Origin of the sequence: Actinocrispum sp. NPDC049592 (assembly GCF_040675465.1) — a bacterium.
Classification (GTDB): domain Bacteria; phylum Actinomycetota; class Actinomycetes; order Mycobacteriales; family Pseudonocardiaceae; genus Kibdelosporangium.
The window spans coordinates 1-23,783 of the sequence record NZ_JBFAPA010000016.1 but is presented as its reverse complement, the minus strand read 5'-3'; the positions used below and the strand labels follow the sequence as shown (position 1 = coordinate 23,783).

Here is a 23,783-nt window from a genome sequence, read left to right as displayed (position 1 = left end):
GCCCGCCCGGCCCATACTTTCGCGCCGGTTTCGTTCCGGGCACGTACCGCTTGCGTGAAATAGGGTGTGACGTGCACATGGTGGGCCGATCGTGATCGATCTGGTTGCATGGGATGTCAAGCGTGAGGCCCGGATGGCGGGTAGCGTCAAAGATGACGATGCGCGATCCTCAAGGCAGCGGGGGTCGTCGCGGTTCGAGCGTGCTCCAGGGAGGCGATGGCCGATGAGCGAGATGCGCGTCGTTGGCGTGCGGGTCGAGCTGCCCGCAAACCAGCCGATCTTGTTGCTGCGCGAGACCGAGGGCGAACGTTACCTGCCGATCTGGATCGGCTCGGTCGAGGCGACCGCCATAGCGTTGGAACAGCAGGGAGTCCGGCCCGCGCGGCCGCTGACCCACGACCTGCTCAAGGACGTCATCGCGGCGCTGGGCCGTGAGCTGGAACAGGTCCGCATCACCGACCTGCGCGAGGGCACGTTCTTCGCCGAGCTGGTGTTCGACGGGGACATCCGGGTGTCGGCCAGGCCGAGCGACTCGGTGGCGCTGGCGCTGCGGATCGGGGTGCCGATCCACGCGGAGGACTCCGTGCTGGCCGAGGCGGGCCTGATCATCCCCGACGAGCAGGAGGACGAGGTGGAGAAGTTCCGCGAGTTCCTCGACTCGGTGTCGCCGGAGGATTTTAGGGGAGCGGACACCTGACCGCACGCCGCAGGTCGTCCGCTGAACAGGTTTCAAACCTTCGAGTGGTGTGTACCACGTCACCCGCTCTCCGCGCGTCGCGTTGACCGGGGTGCCCTCCCGTCCTACCGTCAATGAAGAGCCAACGACGACGATCCACCTGAGTAAGGGCGGATCGGCGTCGGATGCTCATGACCCCGGCTGGGCCCGCTCTGGGGGCGGGCGCCGGGAACGATGGGAGGCAGGCGTGATGGTGGAGCATCGGCCCGAGAGTCCGCTCGGCGGCGTGGACGCCGGAGAACAGGGCGAGCTGTTCCCGGATGCCTCACTGCCGGACGAACTGGTCGGCTACCGTGGTCCCGCCGCGTGCCAGATCGCGGGCATAACCTACCGGCAGCTGGACTACTGGGCGCGCACCGGGTTGGTCGCCCCGTCCATCCGCACGGCCCAGGGATCGGGCAGCCAGCGGCTGTACTCGTTCAAGGACATCCTGGTGTTGAAGGTGGTCAAGCGCCTGTTGGACACCGGGGTGTCGCTGCAGAACATAAGGGTCGCCGTGGATCACCTGCGCCGCCGGGGCGTGCGTGACCTCGCGAAGATCACCCTGTTCAGCGATGGGACGACCGTCTACGAGTGCTCCTCGCCCGAGGAGGTCGTGGACCTGCTGCAAGGCGGCCAGGGCGTGTTCGGGATCGCGGTCAGCGGCGCCATGCGCGAGATCAGCGGCACCATCCACGAGTTCCCCGCCGAGCGGGCCGACGGTGCCGAGCTGATCCCGCATGACGACGAGCTGTCCGCCAGGCGACGCGCGCGCAGCGTGAGTTGAACCCCAGATGATCTGCGGTTGACCGGTCGCGCGGTATCCTCTGCGGGTAGTCGCTGATCTCACGCGGGAGAGACCGGTTCTCCGGCGCCGAAGGAGCAATTCCTCCCCGGAACCTCTCAGGCACAAGGGACCGCATGAGGGAGACGCCTCTGGAAAGCGGGCCGCGAGGCCCCGCCGACGGTGAAAGCCCGCATTGGCGCGGGTGAAACTCTCAGGCGCCCGCGTGGCATGGACAGAGGGGGAGGGCTGACGCACCTTGCCCGCACCCCGCCCGGAGGCCGAGATGACTGCCGAGATGTCACTGGACCGGATGTCCCTCGCCGCGCTTGAGCACGGCACGCCGTTCACCGACCGGCACATCGGGCCGCGCCCCGAGCAGCTGACCCGGATCCTCGAGGCGATCGGCGCCGCCGAGCTGGACGACCTGGCCGAGCGCGCGGTGCCCGCGTCGATCCGCGAGACGAACCTGGCGATGCACCTGCCGCCGGCCGCCACCGAGACCGAGGCGCTGGCCGAGCTGCGGGCGCTCGCGGCGCGTAACCGGCCGATGACGCAGATGATCGGCCTCGGCTACTACGGCACCCAGACCCCGCCGGTGATCCTGCGCAACGTGCTGGAGAGCCCGGCCTGGTACACGGCGTACACGCCCTACCAGCCGGAGATCTCGCAGGGCAGGCTCGAGGCGCTGCTGAACTTCCAGACCATGGTGGCCGACCTCACGGGCGTGCCGGTCGCCAACGCGTCCATGCTCGACGAGGCCACCGCGGCCGCCGAGGCGATGACCCTGGTGCGGCGCGGTGGGAAGTCGCGCTCGGCCCGGTTCGTGATCGACGCCGACACGTTCCCGCAGACCATCGCGGTCATCGAGACCCGCGCGGAGCCGCTGGGCATCGAGGTCGTCGTCGCCGACCTGACCCACGGCCTGCCCGAGGGTGACTTCTTCGGGGTGCTGCTGTCCTACCCGGGTGGTTCGGGTGTCGTGCGGGACCACTCGCAGCTGATCGCCGAGGCGCACTCGCGGGGTGCCCAGGTCGTCGTGGCGGCGGACCTGCTGTCGCTGACGCTGCTGCGGTCGCCGGGTGAGATCGGCGCGGACGTCGTGGTCGGTACGACCCAGCGGTTCGGTGTGCCGATGGGCTTCGGCGGCCCGCACGCCGGGTACATGGCCGTGCGCAAGGGTTTGGAGCGCCAGCTGCCCGGCCGGCTGGTGGGGGTGAGCACCGACGCGGACGGCTCGATGGCCTACCGGCTCGCGCTGCAGACCCGTGAGCAGCACATCCGCCGCGAGAAGGCGACCAGCAACATCTGCACCGCGCAGGTCCTGCTCGCGGTCGTCGCGTCGATGTACGCGGTCTACCACGGTCCCGCGGGCCTCAAGCAGATCGCCGCGCGGGCCCACCGGATGGCCGTCGTGCTGGCCGCCGGTCTGCGGGCCGGCGGCGTCGAGGTCGTGCACGACCAGTTCTTCGACACGCTGCGGGTGCGCGTTCCGGGCCGGGCCTCGGACATCGTGCGGGCGGCGCGGGACCTGGACGTCAACCTCTGGCAGGTGGACGGCGACCACATCTCGATCTCCTGCGACGAGACCACCACCCGCGCACACCTTTCCCTGGTGTGGGAGGCGTTCGGGCTCACGGCGGACGCGGACGCGCTCGATCTGTCCACTTCGGACGTCATCCCGGCGCAGCTGCACCGCACGTCGGAGTACCTGACGCACCCGGTGTTCCACACGCACCGCTCGGAGACCGCGCTGCTGCGCTACCTGCGGGCGTTGTCGGACAAGGACGTCGCGCTGGACCGGAGCATGATCCCGTTGGGGTCGTGCACGATGAAGCTCAACGCCACCGCGGAGATGGAGCCGATCACCTGGCCGGAGTTCTCCTCGCTGCACCCGTTCGCGCCGGCCGAGGACGCCGCCGGGCTGCTGAAGATCGTCACCGACCTGGAGGACTGGCTCGCCCAGATCACCGGCTACCACGCGGTTTCCCTGCAGCCCAACGCGGGCAGCCAGGGCGAGTTCGCCGGTCTGCTGGCGATTCGCGCGTACCACCGGGACCGCGGCGACAACGCCCGCGACGTCGTGCTGATCCCGTCGAGCGCGCACGGCACGAACGCGGCGAGCGCGGTCATGGCCGGGATGCGCGTCGCCGTGGTTCGCTGTGACGACAACGGGAACATCGACATGGACCACCTGCGCGAGTCGGTCCGTGAGCACCGCGACGACCTCGCCGCGATCATGATCACCTACCCGTCCACCCACGGCGTGTACGAGGACACCGTGCGCGAGGTCTGCGCGTTGGTGCACGACGCGGGCGGACAGGTCTATGTGGACGGTGCGAACCTCAACGCCCTCATTGGGTTGGCGCAGTACGGGAAGTTCGGGTCGGACGTCTCACACCTGAACCTGCACAAGACGTTCTGCATCCCGCACGGTGGCGGTGGCCCGGGTGTCGGCCCGATCGGCGTGCGCGAGCACCTGGCGCCGTTCCTGCCGAACCACCCGCTGCAGCCGAACGCGGGCCCGAAGAGCGGCATCGGCCCGATCAGCGCGGCGCCGTGGGGCAGCGCGTCGATCCTGCCGATCTCGTGGGCGTACGTCCGGATGATGGGCGGTCCCGGTCTGCGCCAGGCGACTCTGACCGCTGTCGCCAACGCGAACTACATCGTGCGGCGGCTGAACGAGTACTACCCGGTGCTGTACACCGGCGAGGGCGGGTTCGTCGCCCACGAGTGCATCCTGGACCTGCGGGAGATCACCAAGACCTCGGGCGTCACGGTCGATGACGTCGCGAAGCGCTTGGCGGACTACGGTTTGCACGCGCCGACGATGTCGTTCCCGGTCGCGGGCACGCTCATGGTGGAGCCCACCGAGAGCGAGGACCTGGCCGAGCTGGATCGCTTCTGCGACGCCATGATCGCCATCCGCGCGGAGATCGACCAGGTCGCGGCCGGCGACTGGCCCGCCGACGACAACCCCCTCCACAACGCCCCGCACACCGCCGCATCGATCGCGGGCGACTGGGACCACCCCTACACCCGTCTCGAGGCCGCCTACCCGGCGGGCACTGCGGCGCCGAAGGTCTGGCCGCCGGTGCGCCGGATCGACGGTGCCAAGGGCGACCGCAACCTGGTCTGCTCCTGCCCGCCGCTGGAGGCGTACGCGAACTGATCGCGGACAAGCGCCCAGCCGGACCCGGCTGGGCGTTTTGCTTGTCAGGCGAGGGGTTTGACCCAGCGGGACCAGTTGTCCTGACGCTGGTACCCGCTGCGGGTCCACAGGTTCTGGCCGAGGTCGTTGTCGTCGAGGACCATCGCGTCGACGCGGCCCGCGCCGAACTCGCGGAACCGCTGTTCGGCGGCGGCCAGCAGCGTACCCGCGATGCCCTGCCGCCGCCGGCCGGGCCGGACCGCGAGCCGGTAGAGGTGACAGCGCCACCCATCCCATCCCGCGATCAGCGTGCCCACGATCCCGTCCTCGTCCACGGCCAGGCACAGCGCGGCCGGGTCGCGTTCGATGAGTGTCCGCACGGCCTCGGCGGTGTCCGCCGGGCGGTCGTCGTTCTCCGCCGCGTCGAGCCAGAACTTCAGGACCGCCTCGACATCGTCGAGGATGGCCGGCCGCAGGATCACGAGAAGTTGTCGGGGTGGGGGCCCACCCGGGTGTCGTCGTGCAGGTCGGACAGGGCGTGGACGTCGTCCTCGTCGAGTTCGAAGTCGAAGATGTCCAGGTTCTCGCGCATCCGGCCGACCGACTTCGGGATGACCACGTGCCGCAGTTCGAGGTGCCAGCGCAGGATGATCTGCGCCGGGGTCTTGCCGTACTTCTGGGCCATGAACCGGATCTCGTCGTTGGCGATGGCCTGGCCGCGGGCGAGCGGGCTCCACGCCTCGGTGATGATCCCGTGCTCGCTGTGGTACGCGCGGAGGTTCGACTGGACCAGCATCGGGTGCAGCTCGATCTGGTTCACCGCCGGGACCGTGCTGGTCTCCTCGGACAACCGGCGCAGATGCGGGATCTGGAAGTTCGACACCCCCACCGCGCGGGCCCGGCCGTCCGCGGCGATCTTCTCCAGCGCCTTCCAGGTGTGCACGTACTCACCGCGCGCCGGGGCCGGCCAGTGGACCAGGTACAGGTCGATGTACTCCAGGCCCAGCCGCCGGAGGCTCTCGTCGAACGCCTTGAGGGCGGGTTCGTAACCATGCGCGGTGTTCCAGAGCTTCGTGGTGACGAACAGCTCGTGCCGCGGGATCCCGGACCGCTTCAGCGCCTCGCCGACACCCTTCTCGTTGCCGAAGATGGCCGCCGTGTCGATGCTCCGGTAGCCCACCTCCAGCGCCTGCCCCACCACCTCGGCGGCGTCGTGGTCGCGTATCTGTGACGTGCCGAAACCGACCTGCGGCATATGCACACCGTTGTTGAGCAGAACGGTAGGGACATCGGCCATCAAGAACTGCCTCCGGGGTCGCAACGGCACACCGAGCAGCGATGCTACTGGGCGAGGAAGTCCCGGACTGCCGCCAGGTGCGTGTCCGTGATGCCGGTGTGCGGGGTCGACCCGGACCAGCGCCGTCCGCAGGTAAGGGTGGGCCAGGTCAGCTCGGCGGTGCCGGTGGCGGCCGGCAACGCCGGGTCGTGATCGGGTTCGGTGCCTTACCCCGCCCTCACTCGATCCGTTCTATCACCACGACGGGGATGATTCTCGTCGTTCCGCTTTGGTGTTTTCGATAACCGGGGATTTTCTCCGAGACGTACGCGAAAAGGCGGTCGCGTTCGGCGCCTTCGGTTATCGTGGCGCGGCCGCGGAACTGTTCCGTGCCGATCTCCAGGGTGACCACCGGGTCCTGCAGGATGTTGTGGAACCAGGCCGGGTGGTGGTCGCGGCCGAAGTTGGAGGCGACCAGGAGGTAGCGGCCCGCCTCGGTGAAATACGTGATGGGTGTCGTGGTTCTCCGTCCGGTCTTGGCGCCGGTGGTGGTCAGCAGCGCCAGGTTCATGTTCTCGAAGAGGCCGCCCACCTTGCCCTGGTTGGCCCGGAACTCGGCCAGGATGCCCTCATTCAAGTCCTCACCCCTGGGGGCGTGCTCGTCCGCATCGCTCATTCCCATTTCCCCTCTGATGGACCATAAACCACCGGCGTTGTTGATACCCCAGCAAAAACGGCGGTTTCCACCCTCTGGCGGACACGTGCCTGAAGACGGATTCGATGTATCCGGCGCGAGTGTGACGACGGTCACATCGCGATGACTCCCGGGACCGCGGCGGGTTCTACGGGTATGACCAATGAACAGGAGATCCGTGACCTGGTGCAACGCTGGATCACGGCCGTGCGGGGCAACGATCTGGCTACCACCACGGCGAACCACACACCCGATGTGGTGATGTTCGACGTGCCGGCGAACGTCCGCGGCCTGGACGCCTACACCCGGACGTGGCCGCCGTTCTTCGAGTGGCTGCGGCAAGGCGCGATCTTCGAACTCCAGAACCTCGACATCACCGCGGGAGACGACGTTGCCTTCGCGGAAGCGCTGCTCCGTTGCGGCGAACCGGCCACCCCAGGAGATCTCCGGCTGACTTTGGGGCTGCGCAAGGAGAACGGCGGCTGGCTGATCGCCCACGAACACCACTCGTTCCCGCAGCAGATCCCGGACGATGAGGAAATCCGTGCCCTGCATGAGGATTGGTACGAAGGCACGGCCCGCAAGGATCTCGACGGGATGATGGCGCACATCGCCGAGGACGTCGTGTCCTACGAACACGAAGCACCGCTCCAGGTCGAGAGCGTCGCCGAGGTCCGCGAACACTGCGGCCGCGGCCTTGACCAGGCCGAAGGCACGGTGACCTGGACCGTCCCCGACTTGAAGGTCCTGGTCCGGGAGGACATCGCGGTCGCGTGGGGACTCAACCGGATGACCCACGACGGAGCCGAGAGCTGGTCCCGCGGAACTCGTGTGTTCCAACGGAGAAACGGCGAGTGGCTGATGGTCCACCAGCACGTGTCGTTCCCCTTCGATCCGGGCACCGGACAGGCCCGCACAGACCTCGAGCCGTGACGAGCGTGGCGCGGAAACCCGCGCCACGCCTCGGTCATCACCAGAAGTGGGCCACGTCCACGACGATCCGCCCGGGCAGCGTGAACACCCGGAACGGCAGCCGTGCACGGACGCCGAGCCCGACGGAGGTGTACCCCTCGAACGACCCCGCCCAGGCGACCTGCCGGAAGGTCTGGAAACCGGTGACGTTCACCAGTTCCGCGCGGTTGGTGAAGGTGTAGGTGGGGTTCCCGGCCGAGTCGTTCGCGGGAGCCCGCACGGTGACGGCGAGCCGGGCACCGCCGCGCAGCGGGACCGGGTTGCCGGTGGGGTCCTCGGTCACCTGGTCGACGTAGCCGACGCGGTAGCCGTTGACGTTCCCACGGAAATCGAAGACGAGCCGGTCGTAGCAGTCGTGCTGGCCGGCGCGGATGTCGGTGAGTTCGGCTGTCTGGGTGCTGGCGGCGGACTTCTCCAGCGAGCCCCACGTGATCCCGCAGTACGGGGATGCTGCCGACGCGCTGATCGGCACGATGAAGACCATGGCCACGAGGGCGGCCAGGGCGAGAGTTGCTTTGCGGAACATCCTTTCTTCCCCTCGCTCATTCCCCTGTCCCTCTCAAGGACGTGCGGATCATGGCCAGGTCTGGGATCGCAACGATTTCGTTATCCGGAAACTCGGTGCGCCCGACGGGTACGCCTCGGCGGACCCATGGCCTACTGTCCGGTAATGGACTACCGCGAGTACCGGCGGTTCGACGCCGTGGGCCTGGCCGAGCTGGTGACGAAGGGCGAGGTCAGCCCGTCCGAGCTGGTGGAGACCGCCATCGCGCGGGCCGAGCAGGTCAACGGCCGGCTCAACGCCATCGTGCGGCCGATGTACGACATCGCCCGCGAGCGGGCCGCCCAGGAGCTGTCCGGTCCGTTCGCCGGGGTGCCGTTCCTGATCAAGGACCTGGGCCAGCACTACCAGGGCCTGCCGACCGGCAGCGGCTCGCGGTCGTTGAGCCGTCACCCGGCCGAGCAGCACGCCGTGGTGGTCGAGCGTTGGCTGGACGCCGGCCTCGTCATCTTCGGCAAGACGGCCACGCCCGAGTTCGGCACCAAGGCGGTCACCGAGTCGGACGCGACCGGGCCGACCCGTAACCCGTGGAACACCGACCACACCCCAGGAGGGTCGTCCGGTGGGACCGGCGCGGCGGTTGCGGCGGGCATCGTCCCGGTGGCGGGTGCGAGCGACGGCGGTGGCTCGATCCGCATCCCGGCCGCGTGCTGCGGTCTGGTCGGCCTCAAACCCGGCCGTGGCCTGGTCCCCGCGGGTCCCGACCGTGCGGAGGGCATCCACGGCGCCGCGACCGACGGCGTGATCTCGCGGACCGTCCGGGACACCGCGACGATGATGGACGTCCTGACCTGGCGGCCCGACCTCGGCGGCCCATACCTGGCCGCCCGCCCGGACGCCTCATACGCCGAACTGGCCCGGCAGGAACCGGGCAGGCTGCGGATCGGGTTCCTGACCGACTCGCCGCTCGGCAAACCCGTGCATGCCGAGGCGGTCAAAGCAGTCGACGCGACCACGGCGTTGCTCACCAAGCTCGGCCACGACGTGACGCCGGTCGACATGCCGGTGGACGGGCGCGCGCTGGCGGCCGACTTCCTCGCGCTGTGGGCGGTCCAGGCCGCGGCGACCATGGCCGAGATCCGCCGGAATGTCGGTGCCGGGCCGAAGGAGTTCGAACTGGACACCCGCCTGCTGGCCGCGTCGGCACGGGCCATGCGCGCCACCGAGTACATCGACCTGCACAACAGGTGGAACATCTACGCCCGCGACCTGGCCGCGTTCCACCAGACCTACGACCTGCTGCTGACCCCGACGCTGGCCGGGCCGCCGGTGAAGATCGGCGAGCTGGACCCGCCCGCGCTCGTGCGTCAGGTGGGCACCGTGCTGCTCGGCGCGGGCCTGGTCGGCCAGTTCGCGAAGTCCAAGGCGTGGAAGGAAACCGTCATCGCCAACCTGGCGCCGGTGCCGTACACCCAGCTCGCGAACATCACCGGCCGCCCGGCGATCTCCCTGCCCCTGCACCGCACTGTCACGGGCCTGCCGCTCGGTGTCCAGTTCGTCGGCGGCCTCGGCAGCGAACCGATGCTGCTGCGGCTGGCGACTCAGCTGGAGGCCGAACACCCATGGGCGGACGACGAACCGCCACTGGACTGAACGAGGGGATGACAGCGTCTACACAGGTTCCTGACATTTCGTCCCTACGTTGTCCGGCATGATCCTTGCCAAACTCGTCGTCGCGGCCGCGCTGGCCGGTCAGGGACTGTCCGCACCGGACAGCGCGAGCGTGGTGTCCGCCGGGTACAGCTTGGGGGACACCGCGTTCCAGGTGCCTGGGTTTCACAACTCCGACGGCACCGCCCTCGCGGACATCGAGCTCACCGCGTCCGTTCAGTATCCAAGCAACATCCGGCAAGGCGTCCACCCACTGGTGGTGTTCCTCCACGGCCAGTGGGAGACCTGCGCCGACCGGCAGGCCGGGAACGAGTACATGGCCGCGTTGCCGGTGCTCAGCGGCCCCGGCGCCAGCAAGGACCCGGCGGTGCGTGCCCAGGCTGAGGCCACGATCCAGCGTACCGCCGCGCTGCTCACCCAGTGGCCCTGCGCGCCCGGCACCCCGCCGATGCCCAGCTACCGCGGGTTCGACTACGTCGGCAAGGAGCTGGCTCGGCATGGCTACGTCGTGGTTTCGGTCAGTGCTAACGGTGTCAACGCCGGTGAGGGCGGGCAGGCCGCGGATATGGCTCGTGCGGCACTGATCAACAAGCACCTGGCGATGTGGCAGGAACTGTCCGCAAAGGGCACCGGACCGCTGGCGGGCAAGCTCAGCAAGGACTTCCGTGGACACGTCGACCTGAACAACGTCGGCACGGTCGGTCACTCCCGTGGCGGACGGGCGGTCGTGTACCAGGCCGCGGATGTCCACAGGGGACAGTGGCCCGCCGGGGTGACGGTGAAAGCCGTTGTCCCGCTGGCGGCCGCGGGCTACTACGCGCCCGACCCCGAGGCGCCCGAGAACGACGACTACCGGATCACCAAGATCCCGTTCGAGCTGCTCATGGGCGGCTGCGACCCGGTGACCAACCCGGCTGCGCACGACTACTTCACCAACGCCGCCGGGCGCAACGAAAAGCGCATCTCGCAGGTGCTCATGCACGGCGCCAACCACAACTTCCTCAACGTCCAGTGGTCGCCGTCCAGCGGCCAGGTCGTCGCCCATGACGATGTCGAACGCGCCGCGCAACTGGGCCAGCGGGCCAGGCCGCAACCGGGGCACTGCGCGAACACCGACACCAATGCCGACGAGAAGCAACTCACCGAGCCGCAGGAACGCGCGACCGCCACGACCTACCTGGCCGCGTTCCTCCGCAGGTACCTCGGCGGCGAGACGGCGTTCGACCCGTTGTTGACCGGGCAGCTGCACCTGCCCGGAGTGGACGTGCTCACCAGGTAGGTCTCAATGGGAGACTCGCCTATCCTCGGGTCATGAAGAGAACGTCGTTCGCCCGGTGGCCGTGCTCGATCGCGCGCACGATGGACCTGCTCGGCGACTGGTGGACCCCATTGGTGCTGCGTGAGGCGTTCTACGGCGTCCGGCGGTTCGACGAGTTCCAGCACACTCTCGGCATCGCCCGCAACACGCTGACCGACCGGCTGAACCGGCTGGTCGAGGAGGGGTTGCTGGAGAAGAAGGCCTACCAGGACCAGCCGCCGCGCTACGACTACCTGCTCACCGAGAAGGGCCGGGACTTCTTCGGCGTGCTCGGCGCGATGACGCGGTGGGGGGACAAGTGGCTGGCCGGTCCGGAAGGGCCGCCGATCACGTTCCACCACGACACGTGTGATCACGACGTGCACGCCGAAGTGGTCTGTTCGCACTGCGGCGAACCGCTGAAGGCCGAGGACACGGCCATGCGGATGGGCCCGGGCTATCCCGAGCGGCTCAAGACCCACCCGGAGGTGGTCCGCCGGTTCGGCTGAGCCGCTTGACAGGGTGAGTCTATCTACGCAACTCTAGAGGTCAGCCGGGCGAAGGAGGCTGATCTCGCGATGGAGTGGACGGGTGCGCGGTACGCGGACGTCCCCACGGTCGAGGTGGAGACCTGGATCGACGCGTCACCCCAGCGCGTGTGGGCGCTGGTCGCCGATGTCGGGCTGATGCCGTCGATGAGCAGCGAACTCCAGGCCGTCGAGTGGCTCGACGGGGTCACCGGGCCGGCCGTCGGCGCGCGGTTCGTCGGGCACAGCGAGCACAAGGACCTCGGCAAGTGGTCGACCACCTCGCACGTCGTCGAACTGGAGCCCGAGCGGGTGTTCGCGTGGGCGGTGGAGAACCCAAACAACCCGACCGCGGTCTGGCGGTTCCGCCTGGAGGCCAAGGACGGCGGCACGAAGCTGTCCGAGTGGATGCAGATGGGACCCGGCCGGTCCGGCCTGTCGCTGGCCATCGACCGGATGCCGGACAAGGAAGAGAAGATCGTCTTCGTCCGGATGCGGGAGTTCGAACGCAACATCACCGCGACCCTCGAGCACATCAAGAAGATTGCCGAGGATCCGCCGGCGGGGCCGGACATCGGCACGGAGTCCTGATGCGCACCGCGACGACGGTCGAAGCGTCCAGCGGCTGGGCCGAGCAGACCACTTTCGTTGTGGAGGCCGAGAAACTCGGGCTCGACATCTGCTTCGTGGCCGAGGCCTGGGGTTCCGACGGCCCGTCCGCGCTGGGCTACTACGCGGCGCGCACCGAACGGATGCTGCTGGGGTCGGGGATCATGCAGGTCGGCACCCGCACACCGGTCGCCGTGGCGCAGACCGCGATCACGTTGTCGAACCTGTCCGGCGGCCGGTTCCTGCTGGGCCTGGGCGCTTCCGGCCCGCAGGTGATGGAAGGCCTGCACGGCGTGCCGTTCGCACGTCCGCTGAGCCGCACGCGCGAGACCGTGGAGATCATCCGGCGGGTGTTCGACGGCGGCAAGATCTCGTTCAGCGGCAAGGAGTTCGAGATCCCGCTGCCGGGCGGGGACGCCAGGCCGATGCGGCTGTCCACCCGGCCGCTGCACGACATCCCGGTCTACCTCGCGACTCTGTCGCCCGCGATGCTCCGGCTGACCGGCGAGATCGCGAACGGCTGGCTGGGCACCAGTTTCGTGCCCGAGGGCGCCGCCGAGGCCTACTTCGCGCACCTCGACGAAGGCCTGGCACGGTCCGGCCGGACCCGCGCGGACCTGGACATCTGCCAGGGCGCGGAAGTGGCGTTCGCGCCGGACGAGGACGCGCTGCGGGCCATGGTCGCCGGGCGCAAGAAGGAACTCGCCTTCAGCCTCGGCGGGATGGGTTCCGCCACAACGAACTTCTACAACCAGGCGTACAGCAGGCAGGGCTGGGCCGAGGTCGCCGCCGAGGTCCGGGAACGCTGGCAGGGCGGCGACCGGGACGGCGCGGCCGGTCTGGTGACCGACGAGATGGTGCTCGGCACGACCTTGATCGGCACCGAACCCATGGTGCGCGAACGGTTGCGCGTGTGGAAAGAGTCCGGTGTGGACACCGTCCGGCTCTACCCGGCCGGGGACACCCTGGACGCCAAGCTCACCACTTTGGCCAAGGCCATCGACATGGTCCGGGAGATCGCGTGAACGACTGGCACAAGACCGCGTGCAGCCTCTGTTACGTCAACTGCGGGCTGGAAGTGCGGACCGACGGCCGCTCGATCACCCGGATCCGCGGCGACAAGGACAACCCGCGCACCGCCGGGTACCTCTGCCAGAAGGCGCAACGGCTGACCTGGTACGGAAACCACAACGACCGCCTGACCACACCGCTGCGGCGCCGTCCCGATGGGACACACGAGCCGATCGGCTGGGACGTCGCCCTGACCGAGATCGCCGCGCGGCTGCTGGAGATCCGCAACGCCGATTCCGCGGCCGGGCGGCCGGGGTCGATGGCGTACGTCGGCGCGGGTGGGCAGGGCAACCACTCCGGCGGCGCGTACGGCCACGCCTTGTTGAAGTGGATGAACTCCACGCGGTTCTTCGGCGCGTTGTCACAGGAGAAGACCGGTGACTTCTGGGTCAACGGCAAGATGTTCGGCAGCCAGCTGTGCCACACCTCCGAGGGCGTCGAGGAATGCGACCTGCTGGTCGTGCTCGGCTGCAACCCCTGGCTGGCACACGGGTTCAACCGTGCACGCAATGTGGTCAACGAGATCAAGAACAACCCGGACCGCAAGATGATCGTGGTCGACCCGCGCCGGACCGAGACCGCTGCCGTCGCCGACGTCCATCTGGCCCTGCGGCCGGGCACGGATGCCTATCTGCTGGGCGCGATCCTGGCGCTCGTGGCCGACCGCGGCGGACAGGACACGGAGTTCCTGGCCGCACGCACCGAAGGCTTCGCCGAGGTCGCCCAGGCGCTGCGGCAGGTCCCGGTCGACGAGTGGATCGCGCACGCCGAAGTGTCCCGTGTGGACGTTGACCGGGCGGTGGACCTGATCCTCGAGGCCGAGGCGATGACCGTGCGGGTCGAGCTGGGCATCCAGCAGGGCCGGAACTCCACTCTGAACAGCTACCTGGAGAAGCTGCTGTTCCTGCTGACCGGTCACTTCGGCCGGCCGGGCACGAACGCGCTGCACTCGTGGCTGATGCCGCTGTGGAGCGACTCCAAGGGGGAGCGCTCGGAGATCACCGGCTTCGAGTACATCGGCGGCCTGCTGCCGTTGAACACCCTCGCCGAGGAGTTCCTCGCCGAGGACCCGAACCGCGCCCGCGTGCTGTGGGTGGAGTCGTCCAACCCGGCGAACACCGCCGCGAACTCGTCCACAGTGGAGCAGGCGTTCCAGCGGGCCGAGCTGTCGGTGGTGATCGACGTGGCCTACACCGAGTCGGCCGCGCTGGCCGAGTACGTGCTGCCCGCGGCCTCCCAGCACGAGAAGTGGGAGTTCACCTTCTTCGACTTCGAGTGGCCGACCAACTACTTCCAGCTGCGCAGGCCGTTGTTCGCGCCGTTGCCGGGAACGCTTGTCGAGGCGGAGATCTACGCGCAGCTGTTCGAACGGCTCGGCGCGCTGCCCGACCGATCCACTGTGGACGAGCTGACCGAGGTCGCCCGGACCGACCGGTCGGCGTTGCTGAAGCGCGCCCGCCCGGTGATCACCCATCCCGCGATCGTGCCGATCCTGTTGTACCGCACGCTCGGCCAGACTCTGCCCGATGGGGCCGCGTCGGCGGCCGTGTTGTGGGCGGGGTGTCACGCCGCCGCGCGGCGGATGCCCGTTGCCGTGCAACGGGCTTTGGGGACATCGCTGGAAGGCCCCGCGCTGGGCGACGAGCTGTTCGACCGGGTGATCGCCAGCGAGAGCGGGCTCGCGTTCAGCACGCACGAGTACGACGAGGTCTGGGACCTGGTCCGAGCCGAACGGATCCAGCTGGCCGTCCCGGAACTGCTGGCCTGGCTGGGCCGGCTCGATCCGGCGAAGGACAAGCCGGACCCGGAGTACCCGTTCTCGCTGATCAACGGGCAACGCCGCAGCCACAACGCCAACCAGATCCTGCGGCCGCCGGCCTGGCGCAAGACCGACCTGGACGGCGCCCTGCGCGTGCGGACCGACGACCTGGCCGCGATCGGCGCGGCGGCCGGGGACTGGGTCGCGGTGGTCACGCGGGTCGGCCGGATCGTCGTGCACGCCGAGATCGACGACAGCCTGCGCAAGGGCCAACTGGCTCTGCCGCACGGGTTCGGCATGTCCGTGCCGGACGGCAAGGGCGGCCGGGTCACCAACGGCCCGCGGATCAACATGATCACCGACGCCGCCGACCGCGACCCGATCGCGGGCACCCCGCACCACAAGGACATCCCGGTCCGGCTCGAACTCGCCACCGCCGAAGAGCGGATCGCTGCCCAGCATGACGCCGACCTCGTGCGTAGCCTTGCCCTGGCGCCCGCATAGGTGCTGCAATCCTCGGATGCCGCGTCCCGGAGGTCAGCATGGTCATCCGCAGTTCCTACCCTGACGTCGAAATCCCCGATGTCAGCCTGCCCGGACTGTTGTTCGGCGAGCTGTCCGAGCAGGACGCCCAGCGGCCCGCCGTGATCGACGGCGCCTCCGGCGTCCAGTACACCTACGCCGAACTCGTTGCCGCGATTGACGAACTGGCCGCCGAGCTGACGTCGCGGGGGATCGGCGAGGGCGATGTCGTCGCGATGGTCATGCCGAACACCGCCGACTATCCGGTGGTATTTCACGGGGTGCTCAAGGCGGGCGCCGCTGTCTCACCGATGAACCCGTTGTCGACTGACCGGGAGATCGCCTACCAGGTCAAGGATTCCGGTGCGCGGCTGCTGTTGCGGGCACGGGACCGGATCGAGGAGACCGGAGCGAGTCCACAAGGGACCGTCGAGGACCTGGCCGCGCTGCCGTACTCCTCAGGCACGACCGGACTGCCGAAAGGCGTGCTGCTCACCCATCGCAACCTGGTGGCGAACACGTTGCAGGTGTGGCCGATCATCGACATGCGTCCGGGGACCCGGTCGCTCGCCGTGCTGCCGCTGTACCACATCTACGGCATCACCGGGATCATGAACGCCACCCTGTACCACCGGGGCACGCTGATCACGTTGCCGCGCTTCGACTTCCATCAGTTCCTCAGCACCATCGCCGAGCACCGCATCGACAACGTGTTCGTCGCCCCGCCGATCGCCGTGGCCATGGCCAAAAGCCCGTTGGCGGACCAGTTCGACCTCAGCTGCGTCAAGGTCGTGCTGTCCGCGGCGGCCCCGCTCGACGCCGACATCGCCGGCACCCTGGCCCGGCGCCTGAACACGACCGTTCTGCAGGGCTACGGTCTGACCGAGTCGAGCCCGTGCACTCACGGCATCCCAGTGGACCGGCCGGACATCTCCCGAGGGTCGATCGGTGTGCTCATGCCGAGCGTCGAGGCCCGCGTTGTGGACCCGGTGACCGGCGAGGACGCCGACCGCGGCGAGCTCTGGTGCCGCGGCCCGAACATCATGCAGGGCTACCTGAACAACCCCGACGCCACCGCCGCGACCGTTGACACGGATGGGTTCCTGCACACCGGTGACATCGTTACGGTCACCGAGGACGGTGTTTTCACCGTGGTGGACCGGTTGAAGGAGCTGATCAAGTACAAGGGGTTCCAGGTCGCACCGGCCGAGCTGGAGGCCGTGCTGCTGACCCACCCCGGGATCGCGGACGCGGCGGTGATCGGCGTGGCCGACCCGGAGGCCGGCGAGGTGCCCAAGGCCTTCGTCACGGCCGCGGACCCGGCACTGACCGCCGAGGACATCCAGGCGTTCGTGGCCGAACGGGTGGCGCCGTACAAGAAGGTCCGGCAGGTCGAGTTCATCGACCAGATCCCCAAGTCACCCGCGGGCAAGATCCTGCGCAAGATCCTGCGAGCCCGGGAGATCTAGACTGCGCCACCATGCGGCCGCAGAACGACGACGACGACCCCTGGGACACCCCGGACCCCGCGCTGACCCTGGCGACCCGCCAGCAGGACTGGTACGCCCAGCACCGCAACCGGTCCCGGATCGCGCACATGGCCACGGAGATCCTGCTCCTGCTGTCCGCCGCGGCCACCACCCTGGCGGCCGCGTTGCAGGCCAGCGCCTGGGGCACCGCGACCCTGGCCGCCATCTCCCTGGTGCTCACGGGATCACGCCGGATCTTCGACTGGCACGAGAACTGGATCGCCTTCGGCAGCGCCTGGGCCGAGCTGCGCACGGCGATCCACGAGCACATGTTGCGCGACGACCGCCTGTCCCAAGCGGCCCAGCGCAAGCTCGTCAACGCCGTGAACGACATCGTGACGGCCGAGACAAGCCGCTGGGCCACCCGCCGCCGGACCGTGAGCGGCGATCAGAAGAACAGCTGAGGCCGCTGCCTGGTCCGCAGGTGCTCGAACTCGCCGTCCGAGTCCAGCGCGGTGTTGAGCAGCATCGCCAGTGATGTCCCGTACACCGGCAGCATCGGCTCGTCCTCGCCCTCGCGGAGGGCGACCCACTCGACGTCCTCGTCGCTGCCCATGTAGCCGATACTCCGGCCGTCGGCCAGGTCGAAGATCACAGTGACCCAGCCGGCCTGGCGATGCTGGTCGAAGGACAGCAGCCGCCAGGCGCCGCCGAACAGGCTCGCCGAGCCGAACCGGCGGTACAGCGCGATCAGGTCCGCCGGACCGTCGGGAACCAGGCCTTGCCGCGGTGGGGTCGTCTCGTGGTCCCGCGCGATCCGGTCGAGCAGTTCGTCGAGCTGGATCTCGGCGTTCGTCAAACACCAGCCCGCGACCGGCCGCAGCGCGCCGTCGTCGTCCTGCGCGACGCCGATCAGACCTGCTTGCAGGGCCACCACGCGGTTGTCGCCCGCGGTCTGGTCGTTGACGTTCACGACGACCTTCGACAGCGTGGCGGGCACCTGGCGGCTGCTGATTCCCGCGCCCGTGTGGTCGCCGTCGGTCCGCATGTTGCGCGGTTCGCCGACCCTGAGTTCCAGCAACGGGTTCGGAACGTCGGCCATGCCGTCGACCTGTAGATATGGGTAGAACCGGGTGACCCAGCCGGTGATCACCTCACCGCCGTACGCATCGAGCAGGATGATCCGACCGGCCATCCGCTCGACCTCGGTACTGGTCGAGAAACGTCTCCGTGATGTCCAGCCAGGACGCCTCATCGCCCGGCATCGGCCCGGTGAGCGACACCTCGAGCCGTTTCTTGCCGGAGTGGTTGACCAGCAACGGGCGCAGCTCCTCGGCCTTCAGCTTCACGTGCTGCGCCACGCCTTGCAGGATGGTCAGCCACACCGCGTCCGGTGACAGCACCAACGGCCGATGATCCGCGAACGCCCGCCCCACCGCGCTGAGCAACGGGTGCACTCCGTCCGGTGCAACGACTTCCGGTCCCGGGCCGACCGCGAGCGCGTCCGGGAACAGGCTCGCCAGCGGCCGCGTCCCGAGCTTCTCCGCCGCCGGCGTCACGTCGTCCACCTGGAAGGTCACCATGGGCCGGACCATATCCGGATTTCTCCGAATTGGACACGGAGACAATCGCGCCAGGCCATGCTGTGCGCCATGGTTTCTGACGCATGGCATGGGATGGGCCACAACAGCTGGCGCGACCTGGATCTGGTCCGGTCGCGGTTGGCCGAGGGCGCGGACCCGGACCAGGAGATCCGGTGGTCGGGGTCGCCGCTGCAGCTGGCGGCGGAGAGCGGATCAGCGTATGTCGTGGCGGAGCTGGCGGCCCGGGTCCGGGATGTCGACGTGGTGTACGAGGGCCGGACGGCGTTGTGGCGGGCGGTCTATGCCAACCAGCCGGACAACGCGCGCGCTTTGGTTGCCGCTGGGGCGGATCCGGCGCGGGAGATGATGGCCGGCTGGTCACCGCAGCGGCTCGCGTTGGCCGGTCCGCACCGGGATCTGTTCGGTGGCGCCGGGTCACTGTCCGAAGTGGAGAGTTCTGCCGTTGTGGAGGCGGAGCGGCTCAACGCGTTGCTGGCGGACGCCTGGAATGACGGTCTGGGGCTGGCATGCGTGGCCGGAATCGACGCAGCGGAGGCGGTCCGGCGGCTGGAGGCCGTCCTCGTCCCGCCTTACGAGCAGGACGAGGACGGTTACGAGTGGGCCGACTACGGCCTGCTGGTGATGTGGGCGACGGACGTGCCCGGAGGTTGCGTTGTGGCCCAGCCGTGGGGATATCAGGTGTCCGCGCCTGGTGTGGTGAACCCGTTGTCGGTGGGGACGAAAGTCTATGGCCTCTACGCCAACCCGAAGAGCGGCAACCAGGGCAGCGTCTCGTGGGACGGCGAGACCACCGGCTGGGACCTGCACCCGGGCGGTCCCGCGGCGGAGAACGACTCCGCCGAGGAGGTCCTGTTGTCCTACCTCTACCAGCACGAGGCGGTCGGATACTGCTGCGCCTACACGGGTCTGCGGCTGCCGGACACCCGCGCGATCAGCGGGCCACCGGATGTGTGGCTGCGCTTACCGGACCGCGATTACTGGCACTGAAATGATCCGCCCAGCGGGATGGAGATCAAAACACGGATATCATTCTCCCGGGCCAGGTGGCCTGGAAGTGCGCTTTTTTCGTATATGGGCGTAACGCGCACGCATCCTTGGTCCTCTCGGCGCTGCGGCGGGCGCCGATTGGCAGCCTTGCGGGGCTTCACTCGATTTGCCTAGTTTTGAGATGTATCTCCGCAAGATTCTCTGGCTCTTCATCCTTGCGCGACCATCCGGCCCGGGGCGAGCCGGTAGTTCGCGCCTATTCGAATCAGTTCGAGGAGGATATGTGAACCAGCGTTCCCTGCTATTCCGGACCGTCTTGACGGTGGCTGGGGCGGCCGCCGCGGTCCTGGTGTCGCCGTCTGTCTCGTCGGCGGCACCCGCGGCGACCGGAGCGACCCAGTCACCGCAGATCAACCAGCTCAGCCAGGCGCAGGCCGAGCGGTACTGGACCCCGGAGCGGATGCGTGCGGCCCGGCCGGTCGCGCAGGACGTGCCCAAGACGTTCCAGCCGGACAACGCCAGCCCGGTGCTCACGCCGGGTGGTGACGTGTTCGGCAACGCGCAGGTCGCGCGGCCCTACACCACGGCCGACTTCAAGTCCCGGGTGACCGGCAAGATCTTCTTCACCAACCCGCGCGACGGGCTCAACTACGTCTGCTCCGGCTCGGTCATCAACTCGTCCGGCAAGAGCGTCGTGGCCAGCGCCGCGCACTGCGTGTTCCAGGGCGGTCCCGGTCAGCAGCTGTGGAGCCAGAACCTGGTCTTCGTGCCGGCGTACGACAACAACGCGCGCCCGCTGGGCACGTGGAACGCGGCGACCTTCTGGATCCCCACGACGTACTTCAACCACGGCAACGACGGCGTCGTGCACGAGGACGACGTGTCGGCGATCGCCATCGCCGCGCAGGGCGCGAACCGGATCACCAACGTGGTCGGCGGCCTGGGCTGGGTGCCGAACAACACCGGGACGATCAACGGGTTCGTCACGCACGGTTACCCGCAGGAGCTCTACGGCGGCCAGAACCAGCTGCGCTGCATCGGCAACGGCCGCGACGCGGGTGGCTTCAACGGTGACACCTACCTGTTCACCAACAACTGCGTGGCCTTCGGCGGCTGGAGCGGCGGCCCGGTGATCAACGCGAGCAACCAGCTGCTCGCCGTGGTCTCCGGCAGCGACCGCAGCACCAACACGTTCTACGCGCGGGCCGCGTCGAACACCTGGATCCCGGTGCTCAACGCCGCACAGGCGGCGGGCTTCTGACCGGGCTCCGCTGAGCCATCCCGGGCCGGACGCGACCACAGCACGCGTCCGGCCCGGGATCTCCCGTGCCAACCGGTACGCTCGTAGTGAGGGACCGACCGGTGCGGGAAGGGTGTGGCGAATCGTGCTGCGGCTGGGCCGGCGGGAGTTCGGCGACGACGACCTGCTGACCATGGCCATCGTCAACAGAACACCCGATTCCTTTTACGACAAAGGCGCCACCTGGGACGAGCGGGCCGCCTACGAACGGGTTCGCCAGGTGGTCGCCGAAGGCGCGGAGATCGTCGATATCGGCGGCGTGAAAGCGGCACCGGGCGAAGAGGTCGACACCAGTGAGGAAATTCGCCGGGTGGTCGATTTCGTGGCGAACGTCCGGGCGGAGTTTCCGGATCTGATCCTTAGTGTGGACACCTGGCGGTCCGAAGTGGCCCGCGAGGTGTGCCAGGCCGGGGCGGACCTGATCAACGATTCCTGGGGTGGGTTCGACCCGAAGCTGGCCGAGGTCGCCGCGGAATTCGACGCGGGCCTGGTGTGCTCGCACGCGGGTGGCCTGAACCCCCGGACGCGCCCGCACCGGGTGTATTACGCCGACGTGGTGCAGGATGTCCTGGACAAGACCACCTCGCTGGCTTCGCGGGCGTTGGCGGCGGGGGTGGACCGGTCGCGGATCCTCATCGACCCAACACACGACTTCGGCAAGAACACCTGGCACTCCCTGGAGTTGACCCGGCGGCTGCCGGAGCTGGTCGCTACTGGGTGGCCGGTGCTGGTGTCGTTGTCCAACAAGGACTTTGTTGGGGAGACTTTGGACCTTCCGGTGGGGGAGCGGGTGACTGGCACGCTCGCTACCACTGCGGTGTCCGCCTGGTTGGGTGCGCGGGTATTCCGGGTGCACCAGGTGGTTGAGACTCGTCAGGTGCTGGATATGGTTGCCACAATTCAGGGTCGGCGGGCTCCCTCCCGGACCGTTCGGGGGCTTGCATGATCGTGGGTGCTGCGGTGTGTCCGCATCCTCCCGTTTTGGTTCGGGCGCTGAGTGGGCAGCAGGATGTGGTCGCGGATCTTCGGGCGGCTTGTGTTGGGACTGTTGAGTCTCTGGTGGCTTTGCGACCTTCTCGGATTGTTGTCGTTGGGGGTGCTGAGTCGGCTTCTGTCTCGGGTGTGTTGGATGTTCGTGGGTATGGGACTTTTGGCGCTCGGTCTGTCGTTGAGGCGCTGCCGTTGAGTCTCGGGGTTGGGCAGACCCTGTTGGCGGGGTGGGAGGGGGCGGTGTCCTATGTGGCCGTTCCTTTTGGTGCTTCTGTTGCTGAGTGTGCTGCGCTTGCTGGGTCGCTTGACTCTGGGGAGCGGACTGCGTTGCTGGTGATGGCTGATGGGAGTGCTAGCCGCTCGCTCAAGGCTCCGGGATATTTGGATGCGCGGGCGCATGAGTTTGATGCTGGGGTGGTTCGGGCCTTGGCGTGTGGAGATTCGGATGCTTTGCTGGGGTTGGACTCTGGGCTGGCGGATGAGTTGCTGATGCAGGGGCGGGCTGCGCTGCAGGTGCTTGGGGCGGCTGTGCCTTCGGTGCGGGTGGCGGAGGTTCGCCATCAGGAGGATCCTTTTGGCGTGCTTTACTTTGTGGCGTTCTGGTTGGCTGGTGAGGAGTCTTCATGAGCGCTGCGCGTCGGGTTGCTTTGGTGGCGGGGGTTGTGCGGTTGGCTTCTGGGGTGTCGTTCTTGGTGGTGCCTCTTCGGGCTCGGCGGGTTTGGGGTGGGGAGGGGGAGGTTGGGGCTGGTGAGAGTCTTCTGTTGCGGTCTATGGGGTATCGGGATGCTTTGATCGGTGGGCTCTTGGTGCACTCCGCTGTGCGGGGGCGGCCGGTTGAGGGGTGGTTGCTGGCTTCGGCGGGGGCTGATGCCGCGGATCTTGTTGGGGGGATCGCCAATCGTTCGCGGATGAGTTCTGGGGAGCGGGTTCGGGGTGTTGGTGGGGCTGCTGTTGGTATTGCCGTTGGGGTTGTTGGGGCTTTTGCTGGTTGGCGGTCTCGGTCTTAGAGCCTGTTGGCAAAGGGATCAGGTGGGTGCTGGTTCTGGTCCGGATGCGACAGTGCGTGGCTGACCAGCAGCAACCCCTCCACATCGACCGCGATATGCCGTTTGCGGCCATTGATCTTCTTCCCGTTGTCGAAGCCACGCGTACCGGCGCCGACGGTATCGGCGGCCTTGACCGACTGTGAGTCCACGACCGCCGGGCTGGGCTGAGCATCCCGACGCGCCCACACCCGCAGCCGGTGACGCAGCCGATCGACCAACTGCTGGGGCAGGCCCCGCTGGCTCCACCGCTGAAAGAACGCATACACCGCATCCCACGGCGGGAAATCGACGGGCATAGCCCGCCACTCGATCCCGTTGCGCACCACATAAAACACCGCATCGAGCACGGCACGCAGATCATGCACCATCGGCCGACCGGCCGCTCGACGTAACTCGGCCATCACCCGCTCCGCTTCCGGCCGCAGCAGCTCCCACTGCGCGTCGGTCAGATCCGACGGGTAAGGAGCGACACGATCACGACACCTACAACCCGGCGTGTGACAGTTGGTGTTCGACGCGACGACAGGGTAAACAGGCATCCACGGGCTCTTGGCGTGACAGGACGGCTAGGCACCTTCCTGCTACCAAGAGCCCGTCCACACATCACGGCGACACGCCGATCCATGATCCACCGCTCCGCACCGCCGGGACCGTCACCAGCCAGCTACACCCTTTGCCAACAGGCTCTTAGGTGGGTTTGTCCTTGCCGGGCGGCTGACATCTTGAGCTTCGGCTGGGTGGAAAGAGCGCTCGCCGCGCGGCAGCGCCACCCAGAGGGGGTTCAGGGCCGTGCCCTGTCCCTCCGGTATGGCCTGCCCGGAGGGAATCACATCTGTC

General features: G+C 68.3%; 24 protein-coding genes and 1 riboswitch. Of the genes, 16 read left to right on the top strand and 8 right to left on the bottom strand.

Features of this window, described 5'->3' with window-relative positions; translation table 11 throughout:
- Nucleotides 1-223 precede the first annotated feature (223 nt).
- The 3 genes from AB0J95_RS33635 (at nucleotide 224) to gcvP (ending at nucleotide 4,671) form a co-directional block, all read left to right on the top strand.
- Complete coding sequence (locus tag AB0J95_RS33635; RefSeq protein ID WP_037260078.1) at nucleotides 224-697, top strand: bifunctional nuclease family protein; 474 nt, start codon at nucleotides 224-226, stop codon at nucleotides 695-697.
- 229 nt (nucleotides 698-926) lie between these two features.
- Nucleotides 927-1,502 carry a MerR family transcriptional regulator gene (locus AB0J95_RS33630; RefSeq protein ID WP_364767780.1) on the top strand — a complete coding sequence of 192 codons (576 nt, stop codon included), beginning with the start codon at nucleotides 927-929 and terminating at the stop codon, nucleotides 1,500-1,502.
- 54 nt (nucleotides 1,503-1,556) lie between these two features.
- Nucleotides 1,557-1,645: riboswitch (glycine riboswitch) on the top strand.
- A gap of 152 nt (nucleotides 1,646-1,797) precedes the next feature.
- Nucleotides 1,798-4,671, top strand: a complete 2,874-nt coding sequence (gcvP, locus tag AB0J95_RS33625) for an aminomethyl-transferring glycine dehydrogenase (protein WP_364767777.1) — start codon at nucleotides 1,798-1,800, stop codon at nucleotides 4,669-4,671.
- 44 nt (nucleotides 4,672-4,715) lie between these two features.
- On the opposite strand, the gene AB0J95_RS33620 is transcribed toward gcvP, so the two are convergent.
- The 4 genes from AB0J95_RS33620 to AB0J95_RS33605 are packed head-to-tail and all read right to left on the bottom strand — an operon-like array spanning nucleotide 4,716 to nucleotide 6,602.
- Entirely contained in the window at nucleotides 4,716-5,132 is a 417-nt protein-coding gene (locus tag AB0J95_RS33620; protein WP_364767060.1) for a GNAT family N-acetyltransferase, read from the bottom strand.
- Nucleotides 5,129-5,947 carry an aldo/keto reductase gene (locus tag AB0J95_RS33615; protein ID WP_364767059.1) on the bottom strand — a complete coding sequence of 273 codons (819 nt, stop codon included), beginning with the start codon at nucleotides 5,945-5,947 and terminating at the stop codon, nucleotides 5,129-5,131. Before AB0J95_RS33615 ends, AB0J95_RS33620 begins: the two co-directional genes overlap by 4 nt.
- 44 nt (nucleotides 5,948-5,991) lie before the next feature.
- On the bottom strand, nucleotides 5,992-6,126 hold the full coding sequence (locus AB0J95_RS33610) for a hypothetical protein (protein WP_364767057.1): 135 nt from the start codon (nucleotides 6,124-6,126) through the stop codon (nucleotides 5,992-5,994).
- 38 nt (nucleotides 6,127-6,164) lie between these two features.
- Nucleotides 6,165-6,602: a nitroreductase family deazaflavin-dependent oxidoreductase gene (locus tag AB0J95_RS33605; protein ID WP_364767055.1), complete on the bottom strand. Its 438-nt coding sequence runs from the start codon at nucleotides 6,600-6,602 to the stop codon at nucleotides 6,165-6,167.
- Nucleotides 6,603-6,776: 174 nt separating this feature from the next.
- Between AB0J95_RS33605 and AB0J95_RS33600 the strand changes: the two genes are divergently transcribed.
- Nucleotides 6,777-7,553 (top strand): nuclear transport factor 2 family protein, encoded by a 777-nt coding sequence (locus AB0J95_RS33600; RefSeq protein WP_364767053.1) that lies wholly within the window; start codon nucleotides 6,777-6,779, stop codon nucleotides 7,551-7,553.
- A 37-nt stretch (nucleotides 7,554-7,590) separates the two neighbouring features.
- Here the strand turns inward: AB0J95_RS33600 and AB0J95_RS33595 are convergent, their stop codons facing one another.
- A complete protein-coding gene (locus AB0J95_RS33595) occupies nucleotides 7,591-8,118 on the bottom strand; it encodes a hypothetical protein (RefSeq protein WP_364767051.1) in 528 nt (175 codons plus the stop codon).
- 144 nt (nucleotides 8,119-8,262) lie between these two features.
- Here AB0J95_RS33595 and AB0J95_RS33590 point away from each other — a divergent pair, with 144 nt between their 5' ends.
- From AB0J95_RS33590 to AB0J95_RS33555, 8 genes are all read left to right on the top strand, one after another.
- A complete protein-coding gene (locus tag AB0J95_RS33590) occupies nucleotides 8,263-9,747 on the top strand; it encodes an amidase family protein (protein WP_364767050.1) in 1,485 nt (494 codons plus the stop codon).
- A 58-nt stretch (nucleotides 9,748-9,805) separates the two neighbouring features.
- On the top strand, nucleotides 9,806-11,044 hold the full coding sequence (locus AB0J95_RS33585; RefSeq protein ID WP_364767048.1) for a hypothetical protein: 1,239 nt from the start codon (nucleotides 9,806-9,808) through the stop codon (nucleotides 11,042-11,044).
- Nucleotides 11,045-11,076: 32 nt separating this feature from the next.
- Complete coding sequence (locus tag AB0J95_RS33580) at nucleotides 11,077-11,571, top strand: helix-turn-helix domain-containing protein (RefSeq protein WP_364767046.1); 495 nt, start codon at nucleotides 11,077-11,079, stop codon at nucleotides 11,569-11,571.
- 69 nt (nucleotides 11,572-11,640) lie between these two features.
- Complete coding sequence (locus tag AB0J95_RS33575; RefSeq protein WP_364767044.1) at nucleotides 11,641-12,180, top strand: SRPBCC family protein; 540 nt, start codon at nucleotides 11,641-11,643, stop codon at nucleotides 12,178-12,180.
- The gene (locus tag AB0J95_RS33570; protein ID WP_364767042.1) at nucleotides 12,180-13,223 is read left to right on the top strand and encodes an LLM class flavin-dependent oxidoreductase; all 1,044 of its coding nucleotides are present in this window, start codon (nucleotides 12,180-12,182) and stop codon (nucleotides 13,221-13,223) included. The genes AB0J95_RS33575 and AB0J95_RS33570 overlap by 1 nt, the downstream gene beginning before the upstream one ends.
- Complete coding sequence (locus AB0J95_RS33565) at nucleotides 13,220-15,532, top strand: molybdopterin-dependent oxidoreductase (RefSeq protein ID WP_364767039.1); 2,313 nt, start codon at nucleotides 13,220-13,222, stop codon at nucleotides 15,530-15,532. Before AB0J95_RS33570 ends, AB0J95_RS33565 begins: the two co-directional genes overlap by 4 nt.
- A 38-nt stretch (nucleotides 15,533-15,570) precedes the next feature.
- Nucleotides 15,571-17,019, top strand: a complete 1,449-nt coding sequence (locus AB0J95_RS33560; RefSeq protein ID WP_364767036.1) for an AMP-binding protein — start codon at nucleotides 15,571-15,573, stop codon at nucleotides 17,017-17,019.
- An 11-nt stretch (nucleotides 17,020-17,030) separates the two neighbouring features.
- Nucleotides 17,031-17,483 carry a DUF4231 domain-containing protein gene (locus AB0J95_RS33555; protein WP_364767034.1) on the top strand — a complete coding sequence of 151 codons (453 nt, stop codon included), beginning with the start codon at nucleotides 17,031-17,033 and terminating at the stop codon, nucleotides 17,481-17,483.
- Here the strand turns inward: AB0J95_RS33555 and AB0J95_RS33550 are convergent.
- On the bottom strand, nucleotides 17,468-18,214 hold the full coding sequence (locus AB0J95_RS33550) for a DUF4419 domain-containing protein (RefSeq protein WP_364767031.1): 747 nt from the start codon (nucleotides 18,212-18,214) through the stop codon (nucleotides 17,468-17,470). The two genes, AB0J95_RS33555 and AB0J95_RS33550, sit on opposite strands and share 16 nt — an antisense overlap.
- Nucleotides 18,174-18,602, bottom strand: a complete 429-nt coding sequence (locus AB0J95_RS33545) for a DUF4419 domain-containing protein (protein WP_364767029.1) — start codon at nucleotides 18,600-18,602, stop codon at nucleotides 18,174-18,176. The genes AB0J95_RS33550 and AB0J95_RS33545 overlap by 41 nt, the downstream gene beginning before the upstream one ends.
- Nucleotides 18,603-18,671: 69 nt before the next feature.
- Here AB0J95_RS33545 and AB0J95_RS33540 point away from each other — a divergent pair, with 69 nt between their 5' ends.
- The 4 genes from AB0J95_RS33540 to AB0J95_RS33525 all read left to right on the top strand — a co-directional run bounded on the left by AB0J95_RS33540 (nucleotide 18,672) and on the right by AB0J95_RS33525 (nucleotide 22,527).
- Nucleotides 18,672-19,610: an ankyrin repeat domain-containing protein gene (locus AB0J95_RS33540; protein ID WP_364767026.1), complete on the top strand. Its 939-nt coding sequence runs from the start codon at nucleotides 18,672-18,674 to the stop codon at nucleotides 19,608-19,610.
- A 283-nt stretch (nucleotides 19,611-19,893) separates the two neighbouring features.
- Entirely contained in the window at nucleotides 19,894-20,871 is a 978-nt protein-coding gene (locus tag AB0J95_RS33535) for a hypothetical protein (RefSeq protein WP_364767024.1), read from the top strand.
- 172 nt (nucleotides 20,872-21,043) lie between these two features.
- Nucleotides 21,044-21,856 carry a dihydropteroate synthase gene (gene folP, locus AB0J95_RS33530; RefSeq protein WP_364767774.1) on the top strand — a complete coding sequence of 271 codons (813 nt, stop codon included), beginning with the start codon at nucleotides 21,044-21,046 and terminating at the stop codon, nucleotides 21,854-21,856.
- A 284-nt stretch (nucleotides 21,857-22,140) separates the two neighbouring features.
- A complete protein-coding gene (locus AB0J95_RS33525; protein ID WP_364767021.1) occupies nucleotides 22,141-22,527 on the top strand; it encodes a hypothetical protein in 387 nt (128 codons plus the stop codon).
- Nucleotides 22,528-22,903: 376 nt separating this feature from the next.
- Here the strand turns inward: AB0J95_RS33525 and AB0J95_RS33520 are convergent, their stop codons facing one another.
- Entirely contained in the window at nucleotides 22,904-23,485 is a 582-nt protein-coding gene (locus tag AB0J95_RS33520; RefSeq protein WP_364767018.1) for an IS5 family transposase, read from the bottom strand.
- Nucleotides 23,486-23,783 lie beyond the last annotated feature (298 nt).

What these genes read in the sequence shown, in the direction of transcription:
- AB0J95_RS33635 (WP_037260078.1), top strand. Translation starts at nt 224, where the DNA reads ATGAGCGAGATGCGCGTCGTTGGCGTGCGGGTCGAGCTGCCCGCAAAC.
- AB0J95_RS33630 (WP_364767780.1), top strand. Translation starts at nt 927, where the DNA reads ATGGTGGAGCATCGGCCCGAGAGTCCGCTCGGCGGCGTGGACGCCGGA.
- gcvP (WP_364767777.1), top strand. Translation starts at nt 1,798, where the DNA reads ATGTCACTGGACCGGATGTCCCTCGCCGCGCTTGAGCACGGCACGCCG.
- AB0J95_RS33615 (WP_364767059.1), bottom strand. Translation starts at nt 5,947, where the DNA reads ATGGCCGATGTCCCTACCGTTCTGCTCAACAACGGTGTGCATATGCCG.
- AB0J95_RS33605 (WP_364767055.1), bottom strand. Translation starts at nt 6,602, where the DNA reads ATGAGCGATGCGGACGAGCACGCCCCCAGGGGTGAGGACTTGAATGAG.
- AB0J95_RS33600 (WP_364767053.1), top strand. Translation starts at nt 6,777, where the DNA reads ATGACCAATGAACAGGAGATCCGTGACCTGGTGCAACGCTGGATCACG.
- AB0J95_RS33595 (WP_364767051.1), bottom strand. Translation starts at nt 8,118, where the DNA reads ATGTTCCGCAAAGCAACTCTCGCCCTGGCCGCCCTCGTGGCCATGGTC.
- AB0J95_RS33590 (WP_364767050.1), top strand. Translation starts at nt 8,263, where the DNA reads ATGGACTACCGCGAGTACCGGCGGTTCGACGCCGTGGGCCTGGCCGAG.
- AB0J95_RS33585 (WP_364767048.1), top strand. Translation starts at nt 9,806, where the DNA reads ATGATCCTTGCCAAACTCGTCGTCGCGGCCGCGCTGGCCGGTCAGGGA.
- AB0J95_RS33580 (WP_364767046.1), top strand. Translation starts at nt 11,077, where the DNA reads ATGAAGAGAACGTCGTTCGCCCGGTGGCCGTGCTCGATCGCGCGCACG.
- AB0J95_RS33575 (WP_364767044.1), top strand. Translation starts at nt 11,641, where the DNA reads ATGGAGTGGACGGGTGCGCGGTACGCGGACGTCCCCACGGTCGAGGTG.
- AB0J95_RS33570 (WP_364767042.1), top strand. Translation starts at nt 12,180, where the DNA reads ATGCGCACCGCGACGACGGTCGAAGCGTCCAGCGGCTGGGCCGAGCAG.
- AB0J95_RS33560 (WP_364767036.1), top strand. Translation starts at nt 15,571, where the DNA reads ATGGTCATCCGCAGTTCCTACCCTGACGTCGAAATCCCCGATGTCAGC.
- AB0J95_RS33555 (WP_364767034.1), top strand. Translation starts at nt 17,031, where the DNA reads ATGCGGCCGCAGAACGACGACGACGACCCCTGGGACACCCCGGACCCC.
- AB0J95_RS33550 (WP_364767031.1), bottom strand. Translation starts at nt 18,214, where the DNA reads ATGGCCGGTCGGATCATCCTGCTCGATGCGTACGGCGGTGAGGTGATC.
- AB0J95_RS33545 (WP_364767029.1), bottom strand. Translation starts at nt 18,602, where the DNA reads ATGGTGACCTTCCAGGTGGACGACGTGACGCCGGCGGCGGAGAAGCTC.
- AB0J95_RS33540 (WP_364767026.1), top strand. Translation starts at nt 18,672, where the DNA reads ATGGTTTCTGACGCATGGCATGGGATGGGCCACAACAGCTGGCGCGAC.
- folP (WP_364767774.1), top strand. Translation starts at nt 21,044, where the DNA reads ATGGCCATCGTCAACAGAACACCCGATTCCTTTTACGACAAAGGCGCC.
- AB0J95_RS33520 (WP_364767018.1), bottom strand. Translation starts at nt 23,485, where the DNA reads ATGCCTGTTTACCCTGTCGTCGCGTCGAACACCAACTGTCACACGCCG.